This window comes from Joostella atrarenae (assembly GCF_021764745.1).
Taxonomy (GTDB): Bacteria; Bacteroidota; Bacteroidia; order Flavobacteriales; family Flavobacteriaceae; genus Galbibacter; species Galbibacter atrarenae.
The window spans coordinates 127629-152612 of record NZ_JAETXX010000011.1 but is presented as its reverse complement, the minus strand read 5'-3'; the positions used below and the strand labels follow the sequence as shown (position 1 = coordinate 152612).

The 24984-nt window shown below is 33.3% G+C and carries 23 protein-coding genes and 1 riboswitch; of the genes, 21 read left to right on the top strand and 2 right to left on the bottom strand.

Annotated elements, in window-relative coordinates; genetic code table 11:
• Window positions 1-171 precede the first annotated feature (171 nt).
• A riboswitch (SAM riboswitch) is annotated at window positions 172-301 on the top strand.
• 109 nt (window positions 302-410) lie between these two features.
• The 8 genes from JM658_RS14595 to JM658_RS14560 all read left to right on the top strand — a co-directional run bounded on the left by JM658_RS14595 (window position 411) and on the right by JM658_RS14560 (window position 10082).
• Complete coding sequence (locus JM658_RS14595) at window positions 411-1412, top strand: homocysteine S-methyltransferase family protein (RefSeq protein ID WP_236960025.1); 1002 nt, start codon at window positions 411-413, stop codon at window positions 1410-1412.
• Between the two features lie 100 nt (window positions 1413-1512).
• Window positions 1513-4227, top strand: a complete 2715-nt coding sequence (gene metH / locus JM658_RS14590; RefSeq protein ID WP_236960024.1) for a methionine synthase — start codon at window positions 1513-1515, stop codon at window positions 4225-4227.
• A 72-nt stretch (window positions 4228-4299) separates the two neighbouring features.
• Window positions 4300-5253, top strand: a complete 954-nt coding sequence (gene metF / locus JM658_RS14585; protein ID WP_236960023.1) for a methylenetetrahydrofolate reductase [NAD(P)H] — start codon at window positions 4300-4302, stop codon at window positions 5251-5253.
• Between the two features lie 33 nt (window positions 5254-5286).
• Complete coding sequence (locus tag JM658_RS14580) at window positions 5287-6393, top strand: acyloxyacyl hydrolase (RefSeq protein ID WP_236960022.1); 1107 nt, start codon at window positions 5287-5289, stop codon at window positions 6391-6393.
• 41 nt (window positions 6394-6434) lie between these two features.
• Window positions 6435-7214 (top strand): head GIN domain-containing protein, encoded by a 780-nt coding sequence (locus JM658_RS14575; protein ID WP_236960021.1) that lies wholly within the window; start codon window positions 6435-6437, stop codon window positions 7212-7214.
• Window positions 7204-8163 carry an ankyrin repeat domain-containing protein gene (locus JM658_RS14570; RefSeq protein WP_236960020.1) on the top strand — a complete coding sequence of 320 codons (960 nt, stop codon included), beginning with the start codon at window positions 7204-7206 and terminating at the stop codon, window positions 8161-8163. The genes JM658_RS14575 and JM658_RS14570 overlap by 11 nt, the downstream gene beginning before the upstream one ends.
• 148 nt (window positions 8164-8311) lie before the next feature.
• Entirely contained in the window at window positions 8312-9580 is a 1269-nt protein-coding gene (locus JM658_RS14565) for an NAD(P)/FAD-dependent oxidoreductase (protein ID WP_236960019.1), read from the top strand.
• A gap of 43 nt (window positions 9581-9623) precedes the next feature.
• Entirely contained in the window at window positions 9624-10082 is a 459-nt protein-coding gene (locus JM658_RS14560; protein ID WP_236960018.1) for a hypothetical protein, read from the top strand.
• Between the two features lies 1 nt (window position 10083).
• On the opposite strand, the gene gldA is transcribed toward JM658_RS14560, so the two are convergent.
• Window positions 10084-10980: a gliding motility-associated ABC transporter ATP-binding subunit GldA gene (gene gldA / locus JM658_RS14555; RefSeq protein ID WP_236960017.1), complete on the bottom strand. Its 897-nt coding sequence runs from the start codon at window positions 10978-10980 to the stop codon at window positions 10084-10086.
• Window positions 10981-11385: 405 nt separating this feature from the next.
• Between gldA and JM658_RS14550 the strand changes: the two genes are divergently transcribed.
• Complete coding sequence (locus JM658_RS14550) at window positions 11386-12831, top strand: sulfatase (protein ID WP_236960016.1); 1446 nt, start codon at window positions 11386-11388, stop codon at window positions 12829-12831.
• A 244-nt stretch (window positions 12832-13075) separates the two neighbouring features.
• Window positions 13076-13384, top strand: a complete 309-nt coding sequence (locus JM658_RS14545) for a TetR/AcrR family transcriptional regulator (RefSeq protein ID WP_262911771.1) — start codon at window positions 13076-13078, stop codon at window positions 13382-13384.
• 13 nt (window positions 13385-13397) lie between these two features.
• Here JM658_RS14545 and pncB read toward each other — a convergent pair whose 3' ends face one another.
• On the bottom strand, window positions 13398-14585 hold the full coding sequence (gene pncB / locus JM658_RS14540; RefSeq protein ID WP_236960014.1) for a nicotinate phosphoribosyltransferase: 1188 nt from the start codon (window positions 14583-14585) through the stop codon (window positions 13398-13400).
• Between the two features lie 380 nt (window positions 14586-14965).
• Here pncB and JM658_RS14535 point away from each other — a divergent pair, with 380 nt between their 5' ends.
• The 11 genes from JM658_RS14535 to JM658_RS14485 all read left to right on the top strand — a co-directional run bounded on the left by JM658_RS14535 (window position 14966) and on the right by JM658_RS14485 (window position 24855).
• Window positions 14966-15793, top strand: a complete 828-nt coding sequence (locus JM658_RS14535) for a prephenate dehydratase (protein WP_236960013.1) — start codon at window positions 14966-14968, stop codon at window positions 15791-15793.
• Complete coding sequence (locus JM658_RS14530) at window positions 15790-16935, top strand: pyridoxal phosphate-dependent aminotransferase (protein ID WP_236960012.1); 1146 nt, start codon at window positions 15790-15792, stop codon at window positions 16933-16935. The genes JM658_RS14535 and JM658_RS14530 overlap by 4 nt, the downstream gene beginning before the upstream one ends.
• Window positions 16936-17008: 73 nt before the next feature.
• Window positions 17009-17869 carry a prephenate dehydrogenase gene (locus tag JM658_RS14525; protein WP_236960011.1) on the top strand — a complete coding sequence of 287 codons (861 nt, stop codon included), beginning with the start codon at window positions 17009-17011 and terminating at the stop codon, window positions 17867-17869.
• Between the two features lie 11 nt (window positions 17870-17880).
• Entirely contained in the window at window positions 17881-18963 is a 1083-nt protein-coding gene (locus JM658_RS14520; RefSeq protein ID WP_236960010.1) for a bifunctional 3-deoxy-7-phosphoheptulonate synthase/chorismate mutase type II, read from the top strand.
• Between the two features lie 87 nt (window positions 18964-19050).
• A complete protein-coding gene (gene rsgA, locus JM658_RS14515) occupies window positions 19051-20001 on the top strand; it encodes a ribosome small subunit-dependent GTPase A (RefSeq protein ID WP_236960009.1) in 951 nt (316 codons plus the stop codon).
• Window positions 20002-20003: 2 nt separating this feature from the next.
• The gene (dtd, locus tag JM658_RS14510) at window positions 20004-20453 is read left to right on the top strand and encodes a D-aminoacyl-tRNA deacylase (protein ID WP_236960008.1); all 450 of its coding nucleotides are present in this window, start codon (window positions 20004-20006) and stop codon (window positions 20451-20453) included.
• Between the two features lie 2 nt (window positions 20454-20455).
• Window positions 20456-20782 (top strand): nucleotide pyrophosphohydrolase, encoded by a 327-nt coding sequence (locus JM658_RS14505; protein ID WP_236960007.1) that lies wholly within the window; start codon window positions 20456-20458, stop codon window positions 20780-20782.
• Window positions 20783-20879: 97 nt separating this feature from the next.
• Entirely contained in the window at window positions 20880-22109 is a 1230-nt protein-coding gene (gene aroA / locus JM658_RS14500; protein ID WP_236960006.1) for a 3-phosphoshikimate 1-carboxyvinyltransferase, read from the top strand.
• Window positions 22110-22418: 309 nt separating this feature from the next.
• Window positions 22419-23468 (top strand): tRNA preQ1(34) S-adenosylmethionine ribosyltransferase-isomerase QueA, encoded by a 1050-nt coding sequence (gene queA, locus JM658_RS14495; protein WP_236960005.1) that lies wholly within the window; start codon window positions 22419-22421, stop codon window positions 23466-23468.
• Window positions 23469-23594: 126 nt separating this feature from the next.
• On the top strand, window positions 23595-24635 hold the full coding sequence (rlmN, locus tag JM658_RS14490) for a 23S rRNA (adenine(2503)-C(2))-methyltransferase RlmN (RefSeq protein ID WP_236960004.1): 1041 nt from the start codon (window positions 23595-23597) through the stop codon (window positions 24633-24635).
• A 49-nt stretch (window positions 24636-24684) separates the two neighbouring features.
• The gene (locus tag JM658_RS14485) at window positions 24685-24855 is read left to right on the top strand and encodes a hypothetical protein (RefSeq protein WP_236960003.1); all 171 of its coding nucleotides are present in this window, start codon (window positions 24685-24687) and stop codon (window positions 24853-24855) included.
• Window positions 24856-24984: the final 129 nt, after the last annotated feature.

Below are 24984 nucleotides of genomic sequence, written 5' to 3'. Positions count from 1 at the left end.
TGTTTAATACTATTTATATAAGATTATTGCAAAAGGCAAATCCATTATAAAATGTAGGTTTGCCTTTTGTTTTTTAGAGCAATTCTTTTCATCAGAAATTAAACAATATGCATTTGTTTAACAGTAAAATGTAAGTTATATTTGCATTTCAATTGTTCATAGTTTTACTGAACGTTATCAAGAAAGGTGTAGGGATTAGACCCGCAGAAGCCTTAGCAACCCTTTGTATATTTTTACAAACGATAAAATGTATTAAGAAGGTGCTACGTTCTACCACGTATTTTTCGTGGACAGATAACAAAAAAGATTTCCTTTTTTACTTCACCCTTTCTTGATACATACAACAGATATTACTATCGCCTTTTGAGCGAATAAACGATTATAGTTATTACTATTTTAAGTAGAATAAAATGAAGGATATTAGAAAAGAACTCGAACAACGAATCTTAGTGCTAGATGGAGCAATGGGAACTATGTTACAGCGCTATAAATTTACTGAAGAGGACTTTCGAGGAGAACGTTTTAAAGATTTTGAACATCCGTTGCAAGGAAATAATGATTTGTTGTCTCTTACACAACCGCAAGCTATAGCAGATGTTCATGCAAAATATTATGAAGCTGGAGCAGATATAGTGGAAACAAATACTTTTTCTGGTACTACCATCGCAATGGAAGATTATCATTTGGAAGATATTGTTTATGAATTAAATTTCGAATCAGCGAAAATAGCTAAGAAAGTAGCAGATGAGTTTACAGCCAAAGAACCTAATAAACCTCGTTTTGTAGCAGGTGCCATGGGACCTACAAATAGGACAGCCAGTATGTCTCCAGATGTAAATGACCCTGGTTACCGTGCAGTTACTTTTGACGAGTTGCGAATTGCTTATAAACTACAAGCAGAAGCATTAATCGATGGTGGTGTAGATGTACTTTTGGTAGAAACTATTTTTGATACGCTTAATGCAAAGGCAGCCTTATTTGCAATAGAAGAGGTAAAAGAAGAAAAGGGAGTTGATATTCCAGTAATGGTAAGTGGTACTATCACAGATGCTTCCGGGAGAACACTTTCTGGGCAAACAGCAGAGGCTTTTTTAATAAGTATTTCTCATGTTCCTTTATTAAGTGTTGGTTTTAATTGCGCTTTAGGAGCAGATCAATTGTTGCCTTATGTAAAAAGGTTGTCACAAAAATCACCATTCTATATTTCTGCATATCCAAATGCAGGTTTACCAAATCACTTTGGAGAGTATGATCAAACTGCGGAAGAGATGCAAGCGCTTGTTAGAACGTATTTAGAAGAGAATGTTGTAAATATTATTGGAGGATGTTGTGGTACAACGCCAGATCATATCAGTCTATTGGCAACTATTGCTAAGGAATATAAACCTAGAAAAGCACTAGCTACCTATTAAATTTAGATGGCTTTTAATTGGAATATTATAAATAAGAAGTAATTAAAACCGTTTTGCTATAGACGCTAATGAATGGTTTTTATGAATTATTAAATAAATTATGAAAGGGATGGAGATTAGTAACCAACAATCAGAAAACGAAGAACAAGGGAGAATTCCCTTAGTTTTATCGGGACTGGAACCTCTTATTGTAGATGAAAATACAAATTTTGTTAATGTTGGGGAACGTACTAATGTAACGGGATCACGTAAATTTCTTCGATTAATTAAAGAAGAAAATTACGATGAAGCACTTGAAGTTGCCCGTGCCCAAGTAGAGGGAGGAGCTCAGATTATAGATGTGAATATGGATGAAGGAATGTTGGATGGTAAATATGCCATGACAAGATTCTTGAATCTTATTGCAGCAGAGCCTGATATTGCTCGTGTGCCAGTAATGATAGATAGCTCGAAATGGGAGATTATCGAAGCTGGATTAAAAGTGGTGCAAGGTAAAGGTGTCGTAAACTCTATTAGTTTAAAAGAGGGTGAGGAACAGTTTTTACAGCACGCAAAACTTGTAAAGCGTTATGGAGCAGCTGTAATTGTGATGGCTTTTGATGAGGTTGGGCAGGCAGATTCTTATGAAAGACGTATTGAAATTTGTAAGCGTTCTTATGATACATTAGTAAATAAGATTGGCTTTAATCCTCAAGATATTATTTTCGACCCTAATATTTTCCCAGTGGGAACGGGGATGGAAGAGCATCGCCAGAATGCAGTTGATTTTTTTAGAGCCACAAAATGGATTCGAGAGAATTTACCACATGCACATGTTAGTGGAGGGGTTAGTAATGTTTCATTTTCTTTCCGTGGAAATAACACTGTGAGAGAGGCTATGAATGCTGCTTTTTTATATCATGGGATTCAACATGGAATGACAATGGGAATTGTAAATCCTGAGATGTTGGAAGTTTATGATCAGATTCCAAAAGACCTTTTAGAATATGTTGAAGACGTTTTATTAGACAGAAGGGACGATGCAACAGAGCGTTTATTGGATTTTGCTGAAACAGTAAAAGGAAATACAAAAGCTAATGAAAAGCTAGCTCAAGAATGGAGAAATGGAACACTGCAAGAAAGAATTACGCATTCTTTGGTAAAGGGAGTGTTAGAATTTGCTGAAGAAGATGCAGAGGAAGCTAGACAGGTAGTAGATAAACCAATAGAGGTTATTGAAAACTACTTGATGAATGGTATGAATGTAGTGGGAGATCTCTTTGGAAGTGGAAAAATGTTCCTTCCTCAAGTGGTTAAATCTGCTCGTGTTATGAAAAAGGCGGTAGCTTATTTATTGCCATTTATTGAAGCGCAAAAAGATGAAAATTCTCGTTCAGCAGGAAAAGTATTGATGGCAACCGTAAAGGGAGATGTGCATGATATCGGGAAAAATATAGTAAGTGTTGTCTTAGGATGTAATAACTATGAGATTGTAGATCTTGGAGTGATGGTTCCACCAGAGAAAATAATTCAAGCAGCGATCGATGAAGAAGTAGATATAATAGGTCTTAGTGGTTTAATAACACCGTCTTTAGACGAGATGGTTTATTTGGCTAAAGAGTTAGAAAAAATAAACTTAAGTATTCCTATAATGATAGGGGGAGCTACAACTTCTAGAGCACATACGGCAGTTAAAATTGCTCCAGAATACTCTAAAACTGTAGTTCATGTAAATGATGCTTCTAGGGCGGTAAATGTAGCTGGAAGTCTTATTAACCCTAAACTTAAGGAGGCTTATGGCGTTTCTTTAAGAGCAGAATATGATAAATTACGCGAAGGTTTCTTAAATAGAGCTCGTGTGAAGAATTACCTAAGCATAGCAGATGCTCGAAAGAATAAGATAAAATTAGATTGGGATGAGTTTACTGCTCCAAAACCTAATTTTTTAGGTGTAAAAGAGGTGTCGGTTGATTTAGGGGAGCTAAGAGATTATATAGATTGGACTCCGTTTTTTAGATCATGGGAGTTACATGGTAAATATCCAGATATTTTAACGGATGAAGTTGTAGGAGCAGCAGCATCAAAACTTTTTGATGAAGCAACAGAAATGTTGGACAAGATTATTAATGAGAAATGGCTTACAGCCAAAGGTATTCTTGGGATTTTTCCAGCTAATCAAGTTAACGATGATGATATCCAACTGTATGATGAAAATGGAAATGAGTTAAATAAGTTCTTAACACTTCGTCAGCAATCAGAAAAAACTAAAGGAGCACCAAATATAGCATTAGCAGACTTTATAGCACCTAAAACAACAGGAAAGCAGGATTATATAGGAGCTTTTTGTGTAAGTACAGGATTTGGTGTTGATGAGATTTCAGCTCAATATATTAAAGATTTAGATGATTATAATTCGATTATGATCAAAGCATTAGCAGATAGATTGGCTGAAGCTTTTGCAGAGTACCTTCACGAGCGTGTTCGTAAGGAAATCTGGGGATATGCTTCCGATGAATCTTTATCAAATGAAGATCTAATAAAGGAGAATTATAAAGGAATGCGACCAGCACCAGGGTATCCAGCTTGTCCAGATCATTTAGAGAAAAAGGTTATTTGGAAAGTTTTAGATGTTGAAAATAGAATAGGAGTTAAGTTGACAGAAAGCCTGGCTATGTGGCCTGCATCTTCTGTTTCAGGTTATTATTTTGCAAATCCGAAAGGGAAATATTTCGGTTTAGGGAAAATAAAAGAAGACCAAGTTGCCGATTATGCTGAACGTAGAAATATTAGCGTAGAAGAAGCTACAAAGTGGCTAAGTCCAAGTATTGCTAATTAAAAAATAGTAGAATATAAAGTTTAAAATAGGGTTTTAGGTTTCATAAGCCTATAAATTCCAAAATATATTATAATGAAAGTAACCGATCATATAAAAAAAGCCAACGGGAAAACTATGTTTTCTTTTGAAATTATACCTCCTCAAAAAGGTAAAAATATTCAAGAATTATATAATAATATTGATCCTTTGATGGAGTTTAATCCGCCGTTTATAGACGTTACTACTTCTCGTGAGGAGTTTGTTTATATAGAAAAGGAAGGTCTTTTTGACAGAAAAGTTACTCGTATGCGTCCTGGTACAGTTGGGATTTGTGCGGCATTAAAACACAAGTATGATGTAGATACAATTCCGCATGTATTGTGTGGTGGTTTTACAAAAGAAGAAACGGAGTATCTATTGGTAGATTGTCAATATTTGGGAATCGAAAATGTAATGGCACTTCGCGGAGATGCAATGAAGCACCAACGTTATTTTGAGCCTACCAAAGGAGGTCATCCTTATGCAACAGATTTGGTAAAACAAATTAGAGATTTATGTGATGGGAAATATCTACATGAAACAATAGAGTCTGATTGTGCCTCTGATTTTTGTATCGGAGTGGCAGGATATCCAGAAAAGCATTTAGAGGCTCCTTCACTAGATTTCGATTTAAAGAAGCTAAAAGAAAAAGTAGATGCAGGTGCAGATTATATTGTAACGCAAATGTTTTTTGATAATAGTAAGTTCTTTGAGTTTGTAGAGAAAGCTAAGGCAGCAGGAATTAATGTGCCTATAATTCCAGGTATAAAGCCCATTGCAGTGAAAAAGCATTTGCAATTATTACCACAAGTTTTTAAAATTGATATCCCAGAAGAACTTATTAATTCTGTAGAGAGTTGTAAAAATAATAAAGAAGTTCGCCAAGTTGGAATCGAATGGTGTATCCAGCAATCTAAAGAATTAAAAGATGCAGGAGTTCCATTGTTACATTATTATTCAATGGGGAAATCTGATAATATTAAAGCTATCGCTTCTGCGTTATTTTAAAAATAAGATTACTTTTGCCGTGAAATAAAATTTATGCAGAAAGTATTCATCATTTTTATCGTGCTTTTATCTTGTGGAGTTACTGCTCAGGAAGGGGATAAAGAATATTCATCTTATGTAGATCTTAGTTATTTCTATGGAAATATTTCTAGACATAATAATGATATTTTACATCTCATAACGGGGCATCCAGAAGGTTTTATCCTTAGTTGGAATAAAAAAACGTATGGTAATCGTGAATGGGAACAGTTGTATAATTACCCAGATTATGGAGTTTCTTTAGGGTATCAAAACCTTAAAAATGAATATATGGGGAATAATGTGGCATTGTATGGTCATTACAACTTTTACTTTTTTAAGCGGAACTTAATGCTTAGAATAGGTCAAGGTATTGCCGTAGCCTCTAATCCTTATGATAAAGAAGATAACTTCCGAAATGTAGCTTTTGGTTCAAAATTATTGAGTAGTACTTATTTAATGTTGAACTATAAAAAAGAGCGTATTTTCAATAGGTTTGGGGCACAAGCTGGTTTGTCGCTTATCCATTATTCTAATGGTAATACAAAGGCTCCAAATACAAGTATTAATTCGGTAACTTTTAATGTAGGGTTGAATTATCAGTTAGACGCTGTAGATCCTCCTTACGAAGTAACCGAAGGTCTTACCAATAATTTTAATGAGGCTGTTAGATATAATTTTGTTTTTAGAAGCGGGGTTAATGAAAGTGATGTGATAGATAGCGGGCAATTTCCTTTTTATATATTTTCATTTTATGCTGATAAGAGGATAAATAAAAAGAGTGCCTTTCAGATTGGAACAGATGTTTTTTATTCTAATTTCCTAAAAGAATATATTAAGTATAGTAGTATTGCCTATCCAGAAAGAGGAATCGATGGGACTGAAGATAGTATGCGAGCAGGTTTATTTATAGGACATGAGTTATTTATAAACCGACTCTCTGTAATAACACAAGCGGGTTATTATCTTTACTATCCAATAGATTATGAAGGACGGGTTTATTTGCGGGCGGGATTAAAGGGATATTTAACTCCAAAGAAAAAACTTTTTGCTGTAGTTACCGTAAAAGCACATGCAGCACAAGCTGAGGCTGTAGAAATTGGAATAGGTTACCGTTTGTAATTAATTTAACTCCATTAGGGAGTGTTGAATCTTAAATGATAATGAAATTATTTTACTCTTACATAAAATCATTACTTTCTACTGGGTTGCTTGTTAGTATGCTTTTTTTTGGTGCATGTAATAATGAAGATGCAAATGATTGTGTTCAAGCTGCTGGATCTATTAAAAGTGAAGAGAGAGCTGTTGATGTTTTTTCTAGAATTTTAGTGAATGAGGGAATTTCATTAGTAGTAAAACAAGGAGATGAGTACAAATTAGAGGTGTCTTCTGGAGCTAATCTATTAAATGATATTGATGTTGAAGTGGTAGATAACCAATTAATTTTGACGAATAATAATGTTTGTAATTTTTTCCGAGATTACGATCTTACTACAATATATGTAACTACGCCAACTATTTCTGAAATAAGAAGTGCCACACAAAGAGAAATCCGTTCGGATGGAGTTCTTGAGGTAGAAAAGTTAGCAGTTTATTCTGAAAATTATAATAACAATGAATATTTAACGAGTGCAGATATTCATTTGGAATTAAAAGTGGCTTCTTTACAAATGGTATTTAATGGGATTTCAAATATGTATGTTACTGGAACCGCTGAAAATTTAAATATAAATTTTGCATCTGGTAATAGTCGATTTGAGGGTAGAGATTTTCCTGTAGAAAATGCTACTATTTATCATCGTAGCTCTAATGATATTGTAGTAAATGCTTCTGTATCATTAAAAGGGAATATTTATAGCACGGGAGATGTTATTTCTGTTGGTAATCCGGAGTCAGTAGATATTACTGAACATTATAAAGGGAAACTTATAAATGAAGATTAGACTGAACATTATTATTTTACTGATTTTTGGCTTTGTATCAACAGCTCAAAAAGTAACATACCAAGATTTAGATCAATTAATTGAAGAGAGTAAACTTGTAGAATTAAAAGCAGCTGTTTTTAGTAATAAAATTGATGTTAATACTGTTCATATAGAGAATGGAGAATTACCACTTTTATATGCTGCTTGCAGCGCAGGGGATATAGATGTTATTAAGTATCTCTTACAAGAAGGAGCTGATCCAAATGCAATTTCAGGGTATGGAATGCCTGCCAATTGGGCTGCTGAGAAAGGAAATTTAGAAGCTATTAACTTGCTATTAGATTATGGTTTTGAACCTCAAAGGGAAACATTAGCATACTGGATGGACAGATCTTCAAAAAAAGATTCGCTGCCTATGTTAATGAGAGAACTTACCGATTATGTAATTGAAAATGAGCTACCAGTCAAAGATCTTCCTTATACAGTTTACACAGGTCCGTCAGATCCTTTAATTCTTACAGCGGCTATTGTTTGTGATAGTATTGGGGATTTTGCTTTAGCAAAACGACTTATTTCTGTTGGTACAAATGTTAATCTATCTGATAAAAGAGGAAAAACAGCATTACATATAGCTATAGAGTCCTTTAATGTTTCTGCTGTTAGTTTTTTAATTAAAAATGGAGCTAACGTAAATAAGCCTATTAAAAGTGAAAAAATGTTTCAATTGTTTAATCGGAAAGAATATGATGATAATTTAACGCCTTTACATTATGTTCTATTTTTATCAGAGTATATTTCTGAATTTTATGATACCCATAGAAAGGAAGCATATAAAACAGTGAAATTACTTTTAAAAGCAGGAGCAGATCCTTATGTAGTAACTAAGGCTGATAAGTATAATGTCTTTCAAAAAGCCAATCAACTTGGCGATGCCAAACTTATTAGGATTATATCTAGATCAAAATAATAATTCCATTTTGATGATTATATCAATATGATTATAGGAGCTAATAAGGAGAAGAAGTTGAAAATATTTATTAAACCAGATTAACTTTTTCTCCAAGTATTTAAAGTAACTTTATAGTGTAATAAAAGTTGTTTTTAAATAGATTGATATGAACTCTAAAAAGAGAATCGTAATTGTTGGAGGTGGTTTTGCAGGAATAGAACTCATAAAAAAACTAAAAAAGTCTGATACTTACGAGGTTATATTAGTAGATTTAAATAATTATAATTTTTTCCCTCCTTTACTTTATCAAGTGGCATCTGGCTTTATGGAGCCTTCTGCGATAAGTTATCCCTTCCGAAAAATATTACATGGAAAAGAAAATATAAGATTCCGATTAGGAGCTTTAGAAAAAGTTGTCCCTGAAGAGAACAAAATTATTCTTAGCAATGGAACCTTATTTTATGATATTTTAATAATGGCTACTGGAACGGAAACTAATTTCTTTGGTAATGAAAATATCAAGAATAATTCGTTGCCAATGAAGACAATAGGAGATGCTTTGGCGTTGAGAAACTTGTTGTTTACTCGTTTGGAAAGAGCTACAAGAGTCCAAGATCCTTTAGATAGGAAAAAATTGTTATCATTTGTAATTGCAGGTGCAGGGCCAACAGGAGTGGAGCTTTCTGGGATACTGGCAGAGATGAGAAAGCATATTATCACTAAAGATTATCCAGAATTAGTAAAAGAAGATTTAGGAGAAGTTTACTTATTAGACGGTTTGGATGCAGTATTAGCTCCAATGTCGGGAAAGGCTCAAAAATATTCAAGAGAGAAATTAGAAGAGCTAGGAGTAAATGTGAAGTTAAAAACTTTGGTGGAAGATTTTAAAGATGGTGTTGTTTATCTTTCTGATGAAACTACTATAGATTCAAAGAATTTAATTTGGGCTGCAGGAGTTTCAGCAAAAGTTTTTGAAGGCTTCCAAAAGGAGGATTATGGAAGAGGGCGTAGATTAAAAACGAATGCTTTTAATTTAGTTGATGGTTATAAAAATATCTATGCTGTTGGAGATACAGCCATTTTATCTGGAGATGAAAAATATCCTGATGGGCATCCACAAGTTGCGCAGGTAGCTATCCAGCAAGCTGAAAACTTGGGAAATAACCTATTGAGAAATACAGGAGACTGGAAACCTTTTGAGTATTCAGACAAAGGCTCCATGGCTATAATTGGAAGAAATAAGGCAGTAACAGATGGTCCTAATGAAAGTTTCTTTTTAAAAGGATTCCCAGCTTGGTTTATCTGGATATTTGTACACATTATGTCATTGGTAAATTATAAAAACCGACTTCGTACTTTGTATGATTGGACGGGATATTACTTTAAAAAGGATCAATCTTTTAGAATGATTATTAAGCCGACTCCCAAGAAGTAATGAGTTTAATTATACATTTGCAATCAAACTAACCATTTAAAATATGATAAAGTATGCACCATTGGCAATGCTCCTTGTTATATTGTTTTCATGTAATAATAATATAGAACATCATGAAGAAGCCAATTCAGATCTAGTAGGAACATGGAAGCTTGTTTCTGCAACTGTAATTCAAGATCAAGACACAAGTATTACAGATTTTACAAAGGGGCAAGAGATGATTAAAATTATCAATAAGACTCATTTTGCTTTTTTGAGACACGATTTAAATCATGGTAAAGATAGTACCGCAATGTATGCCGCTGGTGGAGGCTCTTATTCGGTTAAAGGAAATATTTATACTGAAAACTTAGTGTATTTTAATAATAGGGAGTGGGAAGGAAATAGCTTCGATCTAGAATATAAAATAGTGGGAGATACACTCTTTACAACTGCAGTAGAAAAAATCGAAAAACTAGGAGTCAACCATTTAAATATCGAGAAGTTCGTCCGGGTTAAATAGTTTATCTATTGGTGAGTTCAACAAACAAACTCTCTAAATTCTTATTTTTTTTGTTCAATTGAAGAGTTTTTAATCCATTATCGTGAGCAAAATCAAAAACTGTAGCACGCATATCTTTATCGGTTTCAAAAGTTATTTCATACACGAAACCAATGATGTTTTTTACATGCGTCACATGAGGAATTTGTTGAAGTAAAACTTCTTCCACACGATAATCAAACTCAACTTCTATGATTTGCTCTTTGGAAACTCTTAATTCATTTAGCTTTTTATCAGCAACAATAACCCCTTTGTTAATGATAATTACCCGATCACAAATAGCCTCAACTTCTTGCATAATATGTGTAGAGAGAAGGATTGTTTTCTCTTTGCCAATGCTTTGTATAAGTTTTCTTATTTCTAATAATTGGTTAGGGTCAAGTCCTGTAGTTGGTTCATCTAAAATTAGTACTTCCGGATCTCCAATAAGTGCAGCAGCTAAACCAACACGTTGCCGATATCCTTTGGAAAGTGCTCCAATTTTTTTATTAGCTTCTGGTAACAATCCACATTGTGAAATTACATTTTCTATATTTTCTTTTGAAGCTTTATATAGGTCAGCGGTGTAGCTTAGATATTCTCTTACGTACATGTCTAAGTGCAGCGGGTTATGTTCTGGGAGATATCCAATACTTTTTTGGATGCCCATTTTACCGCCTTCAATATCATAATCATTTACTTTAGCACTACCATTTGTAGGGGTGATATATGTTGTTAGTATCTTCATCATAGTAGATTTTCCAGCGCCATTTGGCCCTAAGAAACCAACTATTTCTCCTTTATTAACAGTAAAAGAAACTTCTTTAAGAGCCTCTTGCGTTCCGTATATTTTTGTGATATTTGATACAACTATAGACATGTCCCAAATGTAACTGTAAAGTTTTAAACTTAAAAGAAAACCAAAAGGTGTTTTTGCTGTAAAAAATTAGGGCATTTGACCTAGAAGTAGTATATCAAAATTTTGACGATTAAAATGAATAGCTCATGAAAATGGATTTTTATTAATTATTCTTTGCTAGCTTGTATAATTGCTAATACTGAAATGATTTATATTGCAAAAAAATACTAATATCAAAGCAAAAATTAATCTTGTTTTTAGCTAAAAATGTTGGCTTTGAGGGTTTATAAGTTTATAGTAAGAGTTCTAATATGCCTGCTCTAATTTTAAAAACAAAGTCAGATAGTTTAGAAACTATGATACTCGTTGAAAAAGCTTATGAATCGAGTAAAACTGGAGGCGAATATTTATAGAAACCTATTATTTATGAAAATTATATATAAATCAACCTTAAGTGCATTATGTTTCGGGATTTCTCTTTTCAGCCCTAAAATGTATTCACAAGAAAAAAAAGAAAAATTAAATGTGTTATTTATAGTAGCTGATGATTTGACCACCACAGCGCTTTCCTGTTATGAAAACACAGCATCAATTACTCCACATATAAATGCTTTGGCAGCGGAAGGAACTCGTTATACAAAAGCCTATTCGCAATATCCAGTTTGTGGACCATCTCGAGCATCTTTTATGTTTGGTTACTATCCAAACGCAACAGGAACATATGGGTATGTAAGTGGAAGAGAAAATGTTGGAAATGATAAAAAATCTTGGTCTCAACTTTTTAAAGACAATGGTTATTACTCAGCTCGGGTTAGTAAAATATATCATATGGGAATCCCTATTGATATTGAAAATGGAACTAATGGAAAAGACGATGAAATGTCTTGGACAGAGCGTTTTAATAGTCAAGGACCAGAATGGAAGTCTGAAGGAGAAGCAATTTTAGTACAAAATAATCCATATGGAACGATTGAGCGAAAGGGTGGCAATGTAATGACTATAGTTAAAGCTGAAGGTGATGACTTACTTCAGTCTGATGCTAAAACAGCAGCAAAGGCAACACAACTTATAAAAGAACATAAAGATGAACCTTTCTTTTTAGCCGTTGGTTTGGTGCGTCCACATGTTCCATTTGTAGCTCCTAAGCGTTTTTTTGATGCTTATCCACACAATGAAATGGTTGTTCCTCCTAATGTAACAAACGATTGGGATGATATTCCAAGTAGGGGAATAAATTATGTTACTAGCGTAAATGGAGAAATGGGAGAAGAAGAGGAGCAAAGGGCTATTGCAGGATATTATGCTTCTGTGGCATTTATGGATGATCAAGTAGGGAAGTTATTAAATACTTTAAAAGAAGAAGGGTTAGAAGATAATACGGTTGTAATTTTTACTTCAGATCATGGATTTCATTTAGGAGAGCATCGTTTTTGGATGAAAGTCAGCCTTCATGAAGAATCGGTTAGAGTCCCTTTAATTATAAAAATGCCAGGAAAGGCACCTGCTGTTTGTAATTCGTTTGTTGAGTTACTTGATTTATATCCTACAGTAGCATCGCTAGCTAATATCTCATACAGTGATGGTATTCAAGGAAAAGATATAAGTAAAACACTAGACGCTCCAGATTATAAAGTAAGAGACTTTGCTTTCTCAGTAACTCAAGGAGGGAAATCATTTTTAATAAGAAATGATAAATGGGCGTATATCCAATATGATGAAGATGCTGGATCAGGGAAAGAACTCTACAATATGGAGTTGGACGAGAAACAGTATAATAATTTAGCTAATAACCCTGCTTACAAGCAAGTCGTTAAGGAAATGCAAAGCATATTAGCTAAAAAATTGAAAAGTGTAAGAGATAACGATTTGTAATGAAAGGAGCGTGTTTTTATAAGTATAGTAGCTGTTATATTTTGTTGCTGATTTTCTCTCAAGTATCAATTTACGGACAAATACAAATAAAACCAATGCCTGTTTCAGCAGAAGTTGTTGATATTGGAAGTTCTAAAGTACTAAAAGGGGCTTCAATATTGAATAAGATATAAAATCCAACTCTAGAAAATACGAGGCCGATGTAAAGTAATATTTTTAAATCTATTCAGTTGTTGAAAATCCTATGGGTGGAAAAAATGCGTGCTTTATTTTAAAGGGAATTTTAGTCAACAGAAAAGAACAGATGCAGCAATTTTTCAACCGCTTTTTAGAAGAAGGATTAATTGTTATGAATGAAGATATTTCTTTTGAAAGATTACAACATACCATACGTATTATAATTACATTCTGGTTGCCGCAACAAGAACTGTTAATTGGATATAAAACAGATCAAACAGGGATAATGCCAAAATATATTTGGGAACTTTTAATTCCTGTAATGACTATTCAGGGAAAAAAAGAATACCATCGAATACTAGAATCTCTAGGGTGAAATAGTGAGACACCTATTCTATTCTTAGTATATCCTTCGCTAAGGAAATCATTTTTTTATCGCCAGTATGTTTATTGGGTTCGTCAGATAATTTCACGGTAGGAAGCCATTCATTGTCACTTGTAAGAACATCCGTAAGTTTAATAACAATATTCATAGGTCTTAATCCTACATCATTGGTTAAGTTTGTACCTATTCCGAAGGAAATACCTATTTTACCTTTACAAGCTTTTGTAATCAATTCTACTTTTTCAGGATTCAATCCATCAGAAAAGATAATGTATTTGTAAAGAGGATTTATACCGTGACTTTTATAATGGGCAATTGTTTTTTCTGCAAACTCAATAGGATCACCACTGTCATGACGAACACCATCAAATAACTTTGCAAACTTGGTGTCGAATTGTTTAAAGAAAACTTCAGTTGTATAGGTGTCAGATAAAGCAACTCCCAGATCTCCTCGATAAACATCCACCCAGTGCTCTAAAGACATTGCATTTGCCATTTTAAAACCATATTCTGCTGCATGAAACATAAACCATTCATGGGCGTGTGTACCAATAGGTTTTACATTGTAAAGCATCGCCATATGTACGTTGCTAGATCCAGTAAAACTTTTTCCTTTAAATGAAGAAAGTGTATGTACTACTTCTCGATGTGTGCGGTAAGAGTGTCTTCTTCTTGTGCCAAATTCGGCAAAAGTAACACCTAGTTCATTGTAGAGTTTTATTTTATCTAATGTATTGTCTACTATTTTTTCTTTAGGCCATCGTTCCTGTTTTGTAAGCTCATAATATAATTCGCTAATCATTGCTAAAAGAGGAACTTCCCATAAGATTGTTCGGTACCAATATCCAGAGATGTAAACTTCTAAATCTTCACCGGTTTGTTTTATGGTAACTTCAGATGGATCGTAACGATATCCTTCTAAGAAGTCAACATATGCAGGGTTTAGGTATTGACAGTTTTTACGTAAAAACTGCTTTTCATCTTTTGTAAGCTGTAATAAAGCCATGTTATCTACTGCTGTACGAAGTGCTTGTTCAAATCCTTCAGGGAATTTATGTTCCCCTCGATTTATGAATTTATATTTCCCCTGTACGTTAGGAAATAGCTTTACTACAGCGCATTGCATAGTAAATTTATAGAAATCGTTGTCTAGTATAGAGTTGAAAACAGTAAAATTATGGTCTTTAAGCATACTTTAAATTTAAGCTGAAAGTTAAGATATATTTTCAAAATAGGATAGCTATAGTATAAAGTATATTATTGAATATGCATTTACTGAGATATGAAATACGTAGTAAATCGTGATTTTTGAAATTAAATGTTTAGAAAAAGTTAAGAAAATATGTTTTTTTGAAAAAAAATTAAGGGAACCCTTTTATATTACAAATTAATAATTACATTAGCAGCGTAAACAAGAAACAATACATGTTAGCAAACGCATACAACTGGAACTTTTATTTCTTTTTCTTTTATTTCTTTAATAAAGGAACGGGACGGTTATAGGTTTTTGCTAATGAAAAATATATATAGAGTCCCGAAATTTTTTCGGGACTTTTTTTATGCCAAATTTTAATGAATAATAAAGTTGCAATACAAGGAATATTAGGATCTTTTCACCACCAAGTGGCGTTAGAATATTTTGGAAAAGAAGTAGTTGTGGATGAGTGTCTGTCTTTCGATGCACTTGTAGATAGCCTAATTAATAAAGAAAGTGATATAGCTGTGATGGCAATTGAGAACTCCATTGCGGGGTCTATAATTCCTAATTATGCGTTGATAAATAATCACGATTTACATATTATTGGGGAGCATTATATAAATGTACATCACAACTTATTAGTGCTAGATGGGCAAACAATCGATGATATAAAAGAGGTTTATTCACACCCAATGGCATTGCTTCAGTGTAAAGCTTTTTTTAGACAATATCCGCATATAAAACTTATTGAAGATGCAGATACTGCGGAGGCGGCAAGAAGAATTCATCAAGGGCAATTAAAAGGAGTTGGAGCAATAGCAAGTAAAGCAGCGGCATCTATTTTTGAGTTAAAAATGTTGGCCGAAGAAATACAGACTATTGAAAATAATTCTACTCGTTTTGTAATCGTAAAGACTAAGAATTCTGTAATTCCTAAGGAAGAGATTAATAAAGCTTCTATAATGTTCGAATTGGGAACAAAAAGAGGAAGTTTAGCAACTGTTTTAAATGTTATGAGTGATTGTAAGTTAAACTTAACTAAAATACAATCCCTACCAAAAATAGAAACTCCATGGAGATATTCTTTTTATGTAGATGTAACTTTTGAAACTTATGAAGATTTTGAAAAAGCTAAGGCTTTACTAAATATAATGGCATCTCACTTTAAGGTGCATGGAGAATATAAAAATGCAAAGAAATGATACAAGTAGCCAATCGTTTACATAGTGTAGAAGAATACTACTTCTCGAAAAAACTGAGAGAGGTAAGAAAGTTAATGGCAGCGGGAAAACCTATTATAAACATGGGGATAGGAAGTCCAGACATGGCTCCTTCGGAAGATGTTTTACAAGCCTTAATTTCTTCTTTAAAAGAAGATAAAGCACATCAATATCAGAGTTATCAAGGATTACCTGAGTTGAGAGCTGCGGCTGTAAATTTCTATAAAAAGCATTTTAATGTGACTTTAGATAGCAATACTGAAATATTACCATTAATGGGTTCTAAAGAAGGTATTATGCATATAAGTATGGCTTTTTTAAATGAAGGTGATGAGGTGCTTATTCCTAATCCAGGATATCCAACTTATACATCGGTTACAAAATTAGTTGAAGCCGTTCCTAGATATTACGACTTAACAGCTACAGGTAATTGGCTTCCAGATATAGAGGCTTTAGAGAAAGAAGATCTTTCTAAAGTAAAATTAATGTGGCTTAGTTATCCACATATGCCAACTGGAGCGAATGCTAATAAAGAAGTTTTTGAAGCGCTAGTGGCTTTTGCTAAAAGGAATGATATTTTATTGGTGAATGACAATCCATATAGTTTTGTTTTAAATGAAAATAGATTGAGTATTCTAGAAATTCCAGGAGCAAAGGATGTTGCTTTAGAGCTAAACTCTTTGAGTAAGACTTTTAATATGGCAGGTTGGAGAGTAGGGTTTGTATTTGGAAATGCGACCCATTTAGATGCAGTACTTAAAGTGAAGAGTAATATGGATAGTGGGATGTTTTATGGTTTGCAAAAAGGAGCAATTAAAGCATTAGAATCTTCAGGAGAATGGTATTCTAAATTGAATGAAGTGTATAAAACTCGTAGAAATTTAATCTTTCAATTAGCAGATAAGCTTAATTGTACCTACGATAGAAATGCATCTGGAATGTTTGTCTGGTCAAAACTCCCTTCAGGAGTAAATTCCGCAGAAGAGTTTATAGATAACATTCTTTATGATAAAAGTGTTTTTATAACTCCAGGAACTATTTTCGGAAGTAATGGGGAAGGTTATATCAGATTTTCACTTTGTGTAGGAGAAGATAAAATAAAAGAAGCGATAGAAAGATTTTAATTAAAAAGAATATAAGAGTTGGGACAATAAAATCATCGAATGTTTTGACTCATATTTCTTAAACTATATAGAAATGAATGTATTAATAATAGGCTTAGGTCTCATAGGAGGATCGATGGCGTTGGATATAAAAGCGAACAATAAAGATGCAAAAATTATTGGTTACGATGCTAACGACGCGCATATGGAGGAGGCTTTAGCACTAGGTTTTATTGATGAAAAGGGCGTATTTGAAGATGTAGCAAAAGCAGATGTTGTTATTGTTTCTATTCCTGTAAATGCAGCTATTGAGGTGCTTCCAAAAGTTTTGGACATCGTAAAAGAAGACACTTTGGTTTTTGATGTAGGTTCAACAAAAGCTAATATTTGTAATACGTTAGAAAATCATCCAAATAGGAGAAATTTTCTAGCAGCACATCCTATTGCTGGAACTGAGTTTTCAGGACCAAAAGCAGCGATTAGAGAATTATATAAAGACAAAACGAATATTGTCTGTGAAGTGGAAAAGACAGCATTTAAGCTTCAAGAACGTGCATTTAAAATTTTTAATGATTTAGGAATGCGTATTCGATACATGGAGCCAAAAGCTCATGATAGGCACATAGCTTATGTATCGCATTTATCACATATAAGTTCGTTTATGCTTGGAAAAACAGTAATCGATAAGGAAAAAAATGAGCGTGATATCTTTGATATGGCGGGAAGTGGATTCGAAAGTACAGTGCGTTTAGCAAAAAGTTCACCAGCAATGTGGAGTCCAATTTTTGAACATAATAAAGAGAATGTGATAGAGACTTTAGAAGAATATATTGCAAACCTTCAGAAGTTTAAAAAATTAATGCAAGAAGATGACTTTGATGCTATTTATCAAGAGATGGCAGAAACAAATAGAATAAAAGAAATATTAAAAGGAATTTCAATCAAAACTTCATAAGTAAATTAAAAATGGAAAATTCAGCAGGATTAAGAACATGGTTAGATGAGATGAACTTAGATCATCCATTAGTAATAGCAGGCCCATGTAGCGCAGAAACAGAAGAACAGGTTTTACAAATTGCTCACGAATTAAAAGATAGTGATGTAAATTACTTCCGTGCAGGAATATGGAAACCAAGAACAAGACCAGGAAATTTTGAAGGTGTTGGAGCAATTGGTTTAGAGTGGCTTAAAAAAGTTAAAGAAGAAACAGGCTTAAAAACAGCTACAGAGGTTGCAAATAGAGCACATGTAGAGTTAGCTTTAGAGAATGATGTAGACTTGTTATGGATTGGTGCACGTTCTACAGTGAGTCCGTTTATAATTCAAGAAATTGCTGATGCTCTTGAGGGTACAGATAAAATTGTACTAGTTAAAAACCCTGTAAATCCAGATTTATCTCTTTGGTTAGGTGGAGTAGAGCGTTTATACAGTAAGAATATTAAAAATCTTGGAGTTATTCATAGAGGGTTTTCTACTTATGAAAAATCTAAATACCGTAACAATCCAGAATGGCAATTAGCTATTGAGTTACAGAATAAATTTCCAGATCTTCCTTTAATTTTAGACCCATCACATATTACAGGAAATAGAGAAATGATTTTTGATGTTTCTCAAACTGCTTTAGATCTTAATTACGATGGATTGATGATCGAAACACATACAACTCCAGATAAAGCTTGGAGTGATGCAGCTCAACAAGTTACTCCAGATACTCTTAAGAATATTATGAGAGATCTTAAAATAAGAAAGGAAACTGATGAAGAGGCAGAATACACTAGTAAACTTACTAATTCTCGTGCTCAGATAGACGTTATTGATAATTCTTTAATAGAATTATTAGGAAAAAGAATGAAGGTTTCTGATGATATCGGGAAATTGAAAAAACAACGTAACGTTGCTGTACTTCAGTCTAAAAGATGGAATGAGATCCTAGGAAAGATGATTATGGATGGTGAAGAAAAAGGATTAAGCGAAGAGTTTATCTTACGTATTTTTAAAGCAATTCACCAAGAGTCTATAAACCACCAAGAAAAGGTAGTTAAAGGATAATTGAAGATTAGGATATAGAAGTCAAAAGTACCAAGCTAACATTTCGTTAACTTCTAAATTTGTACTTTTGACTTCTTACTTTTTAATATGACAGGAATAGTTTATAAATCGACTGGAAGTTGGTACAGCGTTAAAACGAATGACGGAGAATTCTATAATTGTAGAATCAAAGGAAAATTCAGAATTCAAGGTATAAAAAGTACCAATCCGGTAGCAGTAGGTGATGTTGTAGAGATAGATTTAGATTCTATTGGAGGGGAAACCATAGGTGTTATAAAAGGTATACATGAACGTAAGAATTATATTATTCGTAAATCTGTAAATCTTTCTAAAAGAACACATATTATTGGTGCCAATATCGATAATGCCTTTTTATTAGTCACATTAAATAACCCAACTACATTTACTGATTTTATAGATCGTTTTTTAGTTACTTCGGAAGCTTATCATATAACACCAATTTTACTTTTTAATAAAATTGATTCTTATGATGAAGCAGCACTTGAGGACCTACGTTTCTTAGTTCATGTTTATAGAGATATCGGTTATAAATGTGTGGAAGTATCTGCAACAAACGGAACTAATATCGATGAGGTAAAGCAATTAATGGAAGGTAAAACAAGTATTTTTACGGGACATTCTGGTGTTGGTAAGTCTACCTTAGTAAATGCAATTGAGAGCGGTTTGGATTTAAAAACAGCCGAAATTTCAGAGCAACACAAGCAAGGGCAGCATACCACTACATTTGCAGAAATGTTCGATCTAAGTTTTAATGCTCGTATTATAGACACTCCAGGAATTAAAGGCTTTGGAATTGTAGACATGGAAAAACATGAAATAGGAAACTATTTTCCAGAATTCTTTGCCCTTAAAAATGATTGTAAATTTAATAACTGTTTGCATATAGATGAGCCTAAATGCGCAGTTAAAGATGCGTTAGAGGCAGGGAAGATTGCATGGAGTCGTTATAAGAGCTATATCCAAATTATAGATGGGGAAGAAGAGAATTATAGAACAGATATTTACGGAGATTCTTAATTATGAAAGTAGTAATACAACGTGTTTCTGAAGCAAGCGTTACTATAGAAGGTCAAATAAAATCAAGCATAAATAATGGATTACTTATTCTATTAGGCATTGAAGATGCTGATGGAAAAGAAGATATCGAATGGCTCTGTAGAAAAATAGCAGGCTTACGTATTTTTAATGATTCTGAAGGAGTGATGAATCTTTCTTTAAAGGATGTAGGAGGAGATGTAATTGTAGTAAGTCAATTTACGTTACATGCTTCAACAAAAAAGGGAACAAGACCTTCTTATATTAAGGCAGCTAAACCGACGGTTGCTATTCCGTTATATGAAAGTTTTATTAAGCATTTAGAAACCGAAATTGGAAAAGAAGTTGGAACTGGTGAGTTTGGAGCCGATATGAAAGTCTCTTTGCTAAATGATGGACCAGTAACGATTATAATAGATTCAAAAAATAGATAACCATGGACATAAAAAACTCACAACTTGAGGTAGATAAATGGATAAAAGAACATGGGGTTCGTTACTTTAATGAACTTACCAATATGGCTCAGCTTACCGAAGAAGTAGGAGAAGTAGCAAGAATAATTGCTCGTAGATATGGGGAGCAAAGCGAAAAGGAGAGCGATAAAGAGAAAGATCTTGGAGAGGAATTGGCAGATGTTGTATTTGTAGTGCTTTGTCTTGCGAATCAAACGGGAATCGATTTACAAGCTTCTTTTGATAAGAAAATGGGTGTTAAAACTGAACGTGATCACGATAGACATCATAACAATCAGAAATTGAAATAATTTTTCAATCAATTAATTCCAAACGGGCTAAATTAAAAGTCTTAACCTATTCAAATCTCGATTATCGAGTAATAATAACCTCTAGAAATTTATAATTGTGAACTTACTTTTATCTTCCAATCAGCATAATTTACACCAACATATAACAATTACTGGGTCTAAAAGTGAAAGCAATCGAGCTTTACTTTTACAGGCATTATATCCAAATATTACAATTGAGAATCTGTCTAATTCTGATGATTCTCAAGTAATGAAAAAAGGACTTCAAGTATATAATGGAGAAGTAGATATTCATCATGCAGGGACTGCAATGCGTTTTCTAACAGCCTTTTTTGCTACTCAAGCTGAAAGAAATGTTGTTTTAACTGGTTCCCAAAGGATGACCGAGCGTCCAATAAAAATTTTAGTAGATGCCCTTCGTCAATTAGGGGCAGAAATAGAATATGTAAAAAATGAAGGATATCCTCCATTAAAAATAAAAGGAAAAAAAATAACTAATAATAAAGTCTCTTTGGCTGCCAATGTAAGTAGTCAATATATCTCTGCATTGTTACTGGTGGCTCCTACTTTAGAAAATGGATTGGAGTTAACATTAGAAGGTAAAATAACATCTGTTCCATATATTAAAATGACTTTGGCATTGCTCACGGAAATAGGAGTTAAAAGCGATTTTTCTGGTAATGTGATTACTGTGTCACCGCAAAAAGAAGTTGTAGATAAAACTTTGATTGTAGAATCTGATTGGAGTTCAGCGTCTTATTTTTATGGAATTTCAGCCTTATGTAATGTAGGTTCAGAGATTTCGCTTTCTAGTTACAAAGCAACAAGTCTCCAAGGGGATAGCGTTCTTAAAGAGCTTTATGAGCAGTTTGGAGTAGAAACAATATTTAATAAAACTATAGTTACACTAAAAAAAGTAAGAGAGGTTTCTAAAGATGAGGTTATCAATTTTGATCTGGCAAACGCTCCAGATATTGCACAAACAATAGCTGTAACTTGTTTCGGGTTGGGATTAGAATGTGAGCTTTCTGGGCTTCATACTTTAAAAATCAAAGAAACAGATCGATTAGAAGCGTTAAAAACGGAGTTATCAAAATTGGGAGCAAATATATCAGTTACTGATAAAGAACTATTTTTACAGCCTTCAGAAGAAATAAAAGAAAATGTAGCTATAGATACTTATAACGATCATAGAATGGCAATGGCTTTTGCTCCTTTAGCTTTAAAAGTTCCAATAAGAATAAACGATGCAGAAGTAGTTTCTAAATCGTATCCAGATTTTTGGAAAGACATGGAAGCATTGCATTTTAAAGTTAGCGAAGTATAGTTGTTTTTATAATTTGCTTATTTCTTTTACCATCAAAATAGTTTTATAAAGCGTAAAATACTGATTATAAGAAATAATTGCTGTTTTACTTGACAACCCCTATGCTCATATTGTATATTTGCAGCTCGCAAAAATGCGATTATAGGAATTAATGTGCGTAAAGCGTTCAATTCCTTATTATATATAACAGATTTGAGTTTAGAAAGTTACGTGTTAATATATTCCGATTTTTCTATTATCGATTAATGATTATTAGAATATCGGTTTTTTATTTGAACGATTTTCGACTCTAAAAAAAGAAAATAGCAGATGAAATTATCACATTTTAGTTTTGACCTTCCACCGGAATTATTAGCAGAATACCCATCGGAGCATAGAGATGAAGCGCGTTTGATGGTTCTTAATAGAAAAGAAGAGACTATTGAGCACAAACAGTTTAAAGATCTGATTGATTATTTTGATGAAGGAGATGTAATGGTACTTAACAATACTAAAGTTTTTCCTGCTAGATTGTTTGGTAACAAAGAAAAAACTGGAGCTCGTATTGAAGTATTCTTATTAAGAGAATTAAATGTAGAGCAACGTCTTTGGGATGTATTAGTAGATCCTGCTAGAAAAATTAGAATTGGAAATAAATTATATTTCGGTGATGATGAAAGCTTAGTAGCAGAAGTTATCGATAATACTACATCTAGAGGTAGAACGCTTCGTTTTTTATATGATGGTTCTTATGAAGAATTCAGAAAAAAATTAAACGATTTAGGAGAAACGCCACTTCCAAAATACATCAAAAGAGATGTTGAAGAGTCTGATGAAGAACGTTACCAGACTATATATGCAAAAACAGAAGGAGCTGTAGCTGCACCAACAGCAGGACTTCACTTTTCGAAGCATTTATTAAAACGTTTAGAAATAAAAGGAATTGACTTTGCTGAGTTAACACTTCACGTAGGTCTTGGAACTTTTAATCCAGTTGAGGTTGAAGATCTTTCTAAGCATAAAATGGACAGTGAAGAGTTATTTATAGAGCAACGTACTGCTGATATTGTAAATAATGCGAAGAAAAATAAGCGTAAAGTATGTGCTATTGGTACTACTGCAATGCGTGGATTAGAAAGTGCTGTTTCTTCAGATTTAAAATTGAATCCTTATGAAGGGTGGACTAATAAATTTATTTTCCCTCCTTATGACTTTAGTATAGCTAATTGTATGGTTACAAACTTCCATACTCCAAAATCTACATTATTAATGATGATTTCTGCTTTTGCAGGTCATGATTTTGCAATGAAAGCATATAAAGAGGCAATCAAAGAAGGATATAAGTTTTATTCTTACGGAGATGCAATGCTTATATTATAATATAGAAATAAGATGATTATAAAAGTCCTGCTCTTGTAATGAGCAGGACTTTTTTGTTCTTCAAAGTTTGTTACAACTTTGTTATCTCTATTCGTAAATCATAAATCAAAACGTATCTTTGCACCTATGCAAGCATCAAAAAAGGACATACGCGCATTAACTAAAGAACAACTCAGAGATTTCTTTGTATCTCAAGGAGATAAGGCTTTCCGTGGAAATCAAGTTTATGAATGGCTATGGGGGAAGGCGGCTTATTCTTTTGAAGCAATGACCAACCTTTCTAAAGAAACTAGGGAAATGCTAGAGGCTAACTTTGTAATCAACCATATTAAGGTAGATCAAATGCAGCGTAGTAGTGACGGTACCATAAAGAACGCTGTTCGTTTACACGATGATCTTATTGTAGAGTCGGTTTTAATTCCTACTTCTACAAGAACTACGGCTTGTGTTTCTAGTCAGGTAGGTTGTAGTTTAGATTGTAAGTTTTGTGCTACTGCTAAGTTAAAACGTATGCGTAATCTTAATCCAGATGAGATTTACGATCAGGTAGTTGCTATAGATAATGAAAGTAGGCTGTATTTTGATAAGCCCTTATCTAATATTGTTTTTATGGGGATGGGAGAACCACTTATGAATTACAATAACGTATTGGCAGCTATTGAGAAAATTACTTCTCCAGAAGGGTTAGGAATGTCGCCACGTAGAATAACGGTTTCTACATCTGGAGTTCCTAAGATGATTAAGAAGATGGCAGATACAGAGGTGAAGTTTAAGTTGGCAGTTTCATTGCATTCTGCTATCGATGAGATTAGAACTTCTATAATGCCATTTAATGCTACTTTTCCTTTAGCAGATTTACGAGAAGCACTCCAGTATTGGTTTGATAAAACAAAGAGTAGAATTACGTATGAGTATGTTGTTTGGAGAGGTATAAACGATACTCGTAAAGATGCAGATGCATTGGTTCAGTTCTGTAAATTTGCCCCTTCTAAAGTCAATATCATTGAATATAACCCTATTGGTGATGATGAATTTAATCAAGCAGATTCTAGCGCGATAGATATGTATCAAAAGGTTTTAGAACGTAATGGGATTACAGTAACGGTAAGACGTTCTCGAGGAAAAGATATTGATGCTGCTTGCGGGCAGCTGGCAAATAAATCTTAGACAAAAAAGTAGTTTGTTTTTTTTATATTGTAGTGTGAAATGTCAGGTCATGGAGCTACAATCTGGAGATTTAAAAATTATAAATAATGCACTTCATATAAATGATGGTCAGAAACGGCAATACTTATACCTAAAAATTGCTTTGTTTATGGGATTTGTAAACGGAGCTGTTAATTTATACCATTATTTTAAAGGGCAACACAATATAGCTACTTGTTGATAGGTATAGGGTTAATATGTGCTTTTGCATTGATATGGTTTTTCCAATATTCTAATAAAGAGGTTATTTCTTTTGAAGAAATCCAGGAAATAAAATATAAGAATATTTTAAATAGGAAGTCATTTATGA